Here is a 6,239-nt window from a genome sequence, read left to right on the forward strand (position 1 = left end):
CCACCGCAGAATCCGGTCATGGGGAATCTCCGTAAGACTGTCCGGTCGGCGGTCGCGCTCTCGCTGGCGCTCGCCGGTGTCGCCGGGTGCAGCGCGGCCGACCGCGCGGTCATTTCCGCGCCACCGTGCCCCGACTCGTCGGCGACACCCACCCCTGACAAGCGGGCCCCGGGACAGGCGGTACTCCTCGGCGGTCTCGCCGGGAGCACGGTCCCCCCCGGCCCGATCGCGGGATGGGAGGAGGTCGTCTCGGTCGCCGATGCCGGCCCCGCCCTCGCCGCGGTCCACCCGGATGGAACCGTCTCGGTGGTCGGGGAGGATCACCGGGGTCTCCTGGCCGGCACGGTGGCCGGGGGCATGCGGACCCAGCAGCCCCGCACGGTGCCCGGCATCCAGGACGCGACATCCGTCGCCGCCGTGGGCGGGGCGTTCCTGGCGACCCGCTCCGACGGATCCGTCATCGCGTGGGGCGACTCGTTCATCGCGAGCGGGGGCCGCCGCGGCGACGAGCGGAACCAGCCCACCCCGAGCCTGGTCCCCAAGGTCGAGAACGTGATCGAGGTGGCCTCCGGGCAACTCAACGCGCTCGCGCTGCGGTCCGACGGGAAACTCCAGGGGTGGGGCATCAATCTCACCCAGGTCATCGGTGAGCAGGACGGGCCGCTGGTGCGCACGATTCGGGACGTCCCCGGGGCCGTCAGCGTCGCCAACTCTAGCGGGGCTGCGATCATCGCCACCAGCACCGGAGAGGTCTGCGCGTGGGGTAACAACGTCCACGGACTTCTGGGCGTCGAGCCGCGGGGCGGCCAGAGTCCGCGGGCCGTCAAGGTCGACGGGCTGACCGACATCGTGCAGGTGGCCGCCGGGAGCGACTACGCGCTCGCCCGGGATACCGCCGGGCGCGTCTGGGCCTGGGGCCGGGTCGTCTCCGGGGTCTTGGGTGACGGCAGCACCGAGGACACCTCGACCGCGGAGCCCCTCCAGGTGCAGGGTGTACCCCCGATGCGGTGGATCGGCGCCGATAGCACCTCGTCCTTCGGGATCGACCAGAACGGTGAACTGTGGGCCTGGGGCGGCGGCCACCGCGTCGAGCCGTACGCCGGCCAGGATCGTCGCCCGTACCAGGTACCGCTGCCGGGACCCGCACAGGAAGTGTCAGGCGAGGTCGTCCTGCTCGAACCGGCGGGCTGACGGCCGGCGTTCGACGAGCGAACACCGGCAATCCCGAGGACGACGGCCCCCGGGGTGACCGGTCAGGAGACCCCCGGACCGTCGGGGTGACCGCGGCGCCGTCCCGGTACTGCGCGGATGAAGCCCCTGGACAACCGTCCGTCTCCACCGCAGAATCCGGTCATGGCGAACCTCCTCAGGACCGTCCGTTCGGCCGTCGCGCTCTCGTTGGCGCTCGCCGGTGTCACCGGGTGCAGCGCGGCCGATCGCGCGGTCATGACCGCGCCGCCGTGCCCGGACTCCTCGGCCTCACCCAGCCCTGAGACCCGGGCCCCGGGGCAGGCGGTACTGATGGGCAGCGTCGTCCGCGGCTCGCTCCCGCCCGGTCCGATCGAGGGATGGGAGGAGGTGATCTCGGTGGCGGACGCCCGCAACGCGATCGCCGCGGTCCACCCGGACGGGACCGTCTCGGTGGTCGGGGTGGACCATCTCGGAGTCCTGGGCGGCGTCGGGGCCGGAGCGCCGGAGGTACTCCGGCCGCAGAAGGTCCCCGGCGTCAACGATGTGACGTCCGTGGAAGCCGTGGGCTCGACGTTCCTGGCGACCCGTTCCGACGGGTCGGTGGTCGCCTGGGGTGATGGGTTCATCGCGTCCGGAGGAGAGAAGGGAGGCAGCCGAGCGCAGCCCACCCCGGCCCTTGTCCCCCGTGTGGAGAAGGTGATCGGGGTCGCCTACGGACAGCTCAACGCCCTGGCCCTCCGCTCCGACGGCAAGATCCAGGCCTGGGGAACCAACCTCACCCGGATTCTCGGAGAGCCGGACGGGACGGAGGTCCGCACCATCCGCGGTCTACCCGGTGCCGTCAGCGTGGCCAACCCCGGCGGTGCCGGGATCATCGCCACCGGCAGCGGCGACGTGTGCGCCTGGGGCAACAACGTCCACGGACTTCTCGGGGTCGAGCCACGCGGCGGACAGACCACCCGGGCCGTCAAGGTCGACGGGTTGACCGACATCGTCCAGGTGGCGGCCGGGAGCAGATACGCGCTCGCACGGGATACCGAGGGACGCGTCTGGGCCTGGGGCCGGAGCGTCTACGGGATCCTGGGCGACGGCAACACCGAGGACTTCTCCATCTCCACACCCCGCCAGGTGGTGGGTGTGCCCCCGATGCGGTGGATCGGCGCGAGCAGCGCGTCGTCCTACGGGATCGACCAGACCGGTGGTCTGTGGGCCTGGGGCAGTAACCGCCGCGTCGAGCCATATGCCAGCCAGGATCGTCTCCCGTACCGGATACCGCTGCCGGGACCCGCGCAGGAGGTGTCCGGCGAGGTTGTCCTGCTCGAACCCGCGGGCTGAGGGCCGCCGCTCGACTGTCGACCTCCGGTGCCGCCGCCCGCGTTGGTCACGGCGTGGCACCCCCCGGGGGGGCACCGCGCTGAACGGTGACGCCACCCCCCGGGGGGACATCACTTCCGCGGGATGCTGTTCTTCCGCAACGCCAGACGGCTTCCCGCCCAGTCCCCGAGGGCCGCGGTACGCGTCTGGAGCATCCCAGCCGTCTGGGCCGACTCGGCGATGACCGCGGGTTCCACGTGACCGGCATTCCCCGTCTTGGGGGTGAGGACCCACACCGAGCCCTCTTCTGCGAGCGGGGTCACGACGTCCATCAGCCTGTCCACCAGGTCGCCGTCCCCGTCGCGCCACCAGAGCAGCACGGCGTCGACGATCTCGTCTGTGTCCTCCTCCAACAGCTCCGACCCGACGGCGTCCTCGACGGCCTCACTGATCGACTCGTCGCAGTCGGAATCCCATCCGACCTCCTGAACGAGCATGTCCTTCGTCAGTTCGAGCTGACCAGCAATCTGATCCGCCCCGTCCTGTTGGTTCGCCGCGGCGACCACCGTGGTGTTCCTCCCTCGAATCCGAGTGTGTTCGTCTTGGTCTTTCGCTGACCAGGAACACTACCCGGGCACCCTCCCAGGGGAAACGACAACCGCCCATTTCGTCGCCGGGACCGCAGGCTCGTGTCCCGCATCACGCTTTGGGGCACAATCAGGGGGAGACATGGGCCGACGACGGCCCGTGTCCGGCCGACCACGCGATCCAACCCACACCCGCGGTACGCGCGGTCGACCGGAGACTGCACCCCGACATGTGTGGTGCCCCCACCGGGTCGCCGCTGTACGTATCGCAGAAGTGAGGACGAGACGCATGACCGAGACCGTAGGCACGAGAGATGGTTCCGCACCCACCAATGTGCCGGTCCTCCGCGAGGGGGTCGCGTCCTACCTCGCGGACTCGGACCCCGAGGAGACCCAGGAGTGGATGGACTCACTCGACGGCATGCTCGCGGAGGCAGGCCCCGAGCGGGCCCGCTACCTCATGCTGCGGCTCCTCGAGCGCGCGTCCAAGCAGCGCGTACCCCTGCCCGCCCTGACCTCGACGGACTACGTCAACACGATCCCCACCAGTCTCGAACCCGAGTTCCCGGGCGACGAGTCCGTGGAGCGCACCTACCGGCGCTGGATCCGGTGGAACGCCGCGATCATGGTGCACCGGGCCCAGCGTCCCGGCATCGGCGTGGGCGGCCACATCTCCACCTACGCGGGGGCGGCACCGCTCTACGAGGTGGGGTACAACCACTTCTTCCGCGGCAAGGACCACCCCGGCGGTGGGGACCACATCTTCTTCCAGGGGCACGCCTCGCCCGGCATGTACGCACGCGCCTACCTCGAGGGGCGCCTCCGGGAACACGACCTGGACGGTTTCCGACAGGAGAAGAGCCACCCGGGCCGGTCCCTCCCCTCCTACCCCCACCCACGCTCCCTTCCCGAGTTCTGGGAGTTCCCCACCGTGTCCATGGGCCTCGGACCCTTGAACGCCATCTATCAGGCGCGGTTCAACCGTTACCTCGCCAACAGGGGGATCAAGGACACCTCGCAACAGCACGTCTGGGCGTTCCTCGGCGACGGGGAGATGGACGAGGTCGAGTCGCGCGGAGCCCTGCAGGTGGCCGCGAACGACGCACTGGACAACCTCACCTTCGTGATCAACTGCAACCTCCAGCGCCTCGACGGCCCGGTCCGCGGAAACGGGCAGATCATCCAGGAGCTGGAATCGTATTTCAGCGGTGCCGGGTGGAACGTCATCAAGGTGGTGTGGGGACGCGAGTGGGACGCCCTGTTCGAGAAGGACACCGAGGGCGCCCTCGTCTCCCTGATGAACTCCGTCTCCGACGGCGACTACCAGACGTTCCGGGCCAACGACGGCGCCTGGATCCGCGAGCACTTCTTCGGCCGCGACCCGCGTACGGCCAAGTTGGTGGAGGACCTGTCCGACGAGGACATCTGGGCGCTGCGCCGCGGTGGCCACGACTACCGGAAGATCCACGCCGCGTACAAGGCGGCGCTCGAGCACACCGGTCGACCCACGGTGATCCTCGCGCACACCATCAAGGGGTTCGGACTCGGCCAGAACTTCGAGGGTCGCAACGCCACGCACCAGATGAAGAAGCTGACGCTGGACGACCTCAAGCAGTTCCGGGACAAGCAGCTCATCCCGATCACGGACGAAGAGCTCGAAGCCGACCCGACGTTGCCGCCCTACTACAACCCCGGGCCCAACTCCCCGGAGATCCGTTACATGCTGGAGCGGCGGATCGCGCTGGGCGGTCACGTGCCGGAGCGGCGCCAGAGCTTCACCCCGCTCTCCGTGCCGAAGATCGAGTCCTTCGCCTCGTTGCGCAAGGGGTCGGGCAAACAACCGGTGGCCACCACGATGGCCCTGGTCCGTACCTGCAAGGAGCTCCTGCGGGACGAGTCCCTGCGGGACCGGATCGTCCCCATCATCCCGGACGAGGCCCGGACCTTCGGCATGGACTCGTGGTTCCCGACCCTGAAGATCTACAACCCGCACGGGCAGAACTACACCTCGGTCGACCACGACCTGATGCTCAGTTACAAGGAGTCCACCAGCGGCCAGATCATGCACGAGGGCATCAGTGAGGCGGGGTCGGTCGCCGAGTTCACGGCGGCGGGGACCGCGTACGCGACCCACGGCGAGCCGATGATCCCGCTGTACATCTTCTATTCGATGTTCGGCTTCCAGCGCACCGGTGACAGCATCTGGGCCGCCTCGGATCAGCTCGCGCGCGGGTTCCTGCTCGGCGCGACCGCCGGCCGCACGACCCTCACCGGGGAGGGCCTGCAGCACATGGACGGCCATTCGCCGTTGCTCGCCGCGACCAACCCGGGCATCCTCTCGTACGATCCGGCGTGGGCATTCGAACTCGTCCACATCATGCGAGCGGGCATCGAGCGGATGTACGGTCCGGGCGCGGCGCACGAGACAGAGACCGATGGTGTCGACCACAACGTCTCGTACTACATCACCCTGTACAACGAGCCCGTCCCCCAGCCGCCCGAGCCCGAGAACCTGGACATCGAGGCACTGCTCCGTGGTCTCTACTGCTTCCGTAAGGCGGAGAAGGGAACGCACGAGGCGTCGATCCTCGCCTCGGGTGTCGCGATGTACGCCGCGGCCGAGGCCCAGAAAGAGCTGGCGGAGAAATGGGACGTCGCGGCGGACCTCTGGTCGGCCACATCGTGGAACGAGCTGGCCCGGGACGGTTTCGAGTGTGAGCGCCACGAACTCCGTCACCCCGACCAGCAGCCCCGCATCCCGTTCGTCACCGCCTCACTCGACTCCAGCAAGGGGCCGAAGGTGGCGGTGAGCGACTTCCAGAAGGCGGTGCCGGACCAGATCCGTGGGTGGGTCCCCGGGGACTACACCGTCCTGGGCACCGACGGATTCGGGTTCTCCGACACCCGACCGGCCGCGCGTCGATTCTTCAACACCGATGCCGAATCGATCATCGTCGCGGTTCTCGCCGGTCTGGTCCGCGAAGGCAGCATCGACAAGCGCACCCTTCTGGAGGCCGCTCGTCTCTACCGGATCGACGATGTCATGGCGGCGCCCGAGCCCACGACGGATCCCGGCGTGGCGTGACCGAGGCGACCGACGCCGCGACCGGGGGGGCCACGGAGGCGGCCACCCCGGGGGCCGAGGCA

The 6,239-nt window shown here is 69.5% G+C and carries 4 protein-coding genes; 3 read left to right on the forward strand and 1 reads right to left on the reverse strand.

Translation table 11 applies throughout. The annotated features are described in order from the left end of the window. Positions 1–1,191 (forward strand): hypothetical protein (locus tag G6026_RS15870; protein ID WP_206682037.1); only part of this gene is annotated, 1,191 nt, incomplete at its 5' end. A 162-nt stretch (positions 1,192–1,353) separates the two neighbouring features. After that, positions 1,354–2,526 carry an RCC1 repeat domain-containing protein gene (locus G6026_RS15875; protein ID WP_182613742.1) on the forward strand — a complete coding sequence of 391 codons (1,173 nt, stop codon included), beginning with the start codon at positions 1,354–1,356 and terminating at the stop codon, positions 2,524–2,526. 110 nt (positions 2,527–2,636) lie between these two features. Here the strand turns inward: G6026_RS15875 and G6026_RS15880 are convergent, their stop codons facing one another. Then, the gene (locus G6026_RS15880; RefSeq protein ID WP_182613743.1) at positions 2,637–3,071 is read right to left on the reverse strand and encodes a DUF3052 domain-containing protein; all 435 of its coding nucleotides are present in this window, start codon (positions 3,069–3,071) and stop codon (positions 2,637–2,639) included. 310 nt (positions 3,072–3,381) lie between these two features. Here G6026_RS15880 and aceE point away from each other — a divergent pair, with 310 nt between their 5' ends. Further along, positions 3,382–6,177, forward strand: a complete 2,796-nt coding sequence (aceE, locus tag G6026_RS15885; protein ID WP_107756152.1) for a pyruvate dehydrogenase (acetyl-transferring), homodimeric type — start codon at positions 3,382–3,384, stop codon at positions 6,175–6,177. Positions 6,178–6,239: the final 62 nt, after the last annotated feature.

It is taken from the genome of Dietzia sp. DQ11-38-2 (genome assembly GCF_014145055.1).
Classification (GTDB): domain Bacteria; phylum Actinomycetota; class Actinomycetes; order Mycobacteriales; family Mycobacteriaceae; genus Dietzia.